Annotated in this window: 1 protein-coding gene; it reads right to left on the bottom strand. The window is 59.8% G+C overall.

All coding sequences use genetic code 11. The features are described 5' to 3' along the window. Positions 1-1043, bottom strand: a 1043-nt coding sequence (istA, locus tag EXZ48_RS34655) for an IS21 family transposase (protein ID WP_130521610.1), incomplete at its 3' end; no start/stop codon positions are given. Positions 1044-1080 lie beyond the last annotated feature (37 nt).

Raw genomic sequence — 1080 nt, 5'->3', positions numbered from 1 at the left:
AGTCTCTCGGGATAAATCCGCAAGCTGACAGGCCGGTTCGCAAACGATGCAGGCACGCTATAGCGGTTCCGCTCGAAGGTGATCAGGCATGTCGGAGAGACACGTTTGCCCTGCTCGACGAAGCCGTCAAACGCAGCGGGGAGCGCCATCAATGCTGGCTGTTCCGCGGACCAGACGTCCGCGATCGTGCCGGGCAAGGTGCCGTGTGCTGTGTCGCGCCACAGGTCCTGGCAATGCTGTTCCAGCCAGGCATTCAATGCCGCCAGATCAGGAAAGTCCGGCATCTGTTGCCAAAGTCGCGGCCGGGCATCCTGGACATTCTTCTCGATCTGGCCCTTCTCCCAACCCGCGGCGGGATTGCAAAACTCAGGCGCAAAGACGTAGTGGTTCGTCATCGCGAGGAAACGGATATTGACCTGTCGCTCCTTGCCACGACCGACGCGATCGACCGCGGTTTTCATGTTATCGTAAATGCCGCGACCCGGCACACCGCCAAACACACGGAACCCGTGCCAATGAGCGTCGAAGAGCATCTCGTGCGTTTGTAGCAGGTAGGCCCTGACCAGAAACGCCCGGCTGTGTGATAGTTTGATATGGGCGACCTGCAGCTTCGTGCGCTCGCCGCCTATCACGGCATAATCTTCGCTCCAATCGAATTGGAACGCTTCGCCTGGGCGGAAGGACAGAGGAATGAATATGCCGCGGCTCGCTGTCTGCTGCTCAGTCCGCCAGTCACGAGCGAACGCGGCGACCCTACCATAGGAGCCGGTAAAGCCGAGAGCCATCAGATCGGCATGAAGCTGCTTCAATGTTCGGCGCTGCTTGCGCGACCTCCCGGCCTCGGTCTTCAGCCAGCCAGAGAGTTTGTCTGCAAAAGGATCAAGCTTGCTCGGTCGTTCCGGAACCGTGAACGTCGGCTCGATCGTGCCGGCACTCAAATACTTTGCGATAGTGTTGCGTGACAGCCCCGTGCGCCGGCTGATCTCCCGGATCGACTGCTTCTCGCGCAGCGCCATCCGACGGATGATGTTTAAAAGTCCCATGTGGATCACTCCGTTGCCCCCGTCGCTCACCGCGTTG

Origin of the sequence: Shinella sp. JR1-6 (genome assembly GCF_004284735.1) — a bacterium.
Lineage (GTDB): Bacteria > Pseudomonadota > Alphaproteobacteria > Rhizobiales > Rhizobiaceae > Shinella.
The sequence above is the reverse complement of the archived record's forward strand: the minus strand, read 5'-3'. Positions and strand labels throughout refer to the sequence as shown.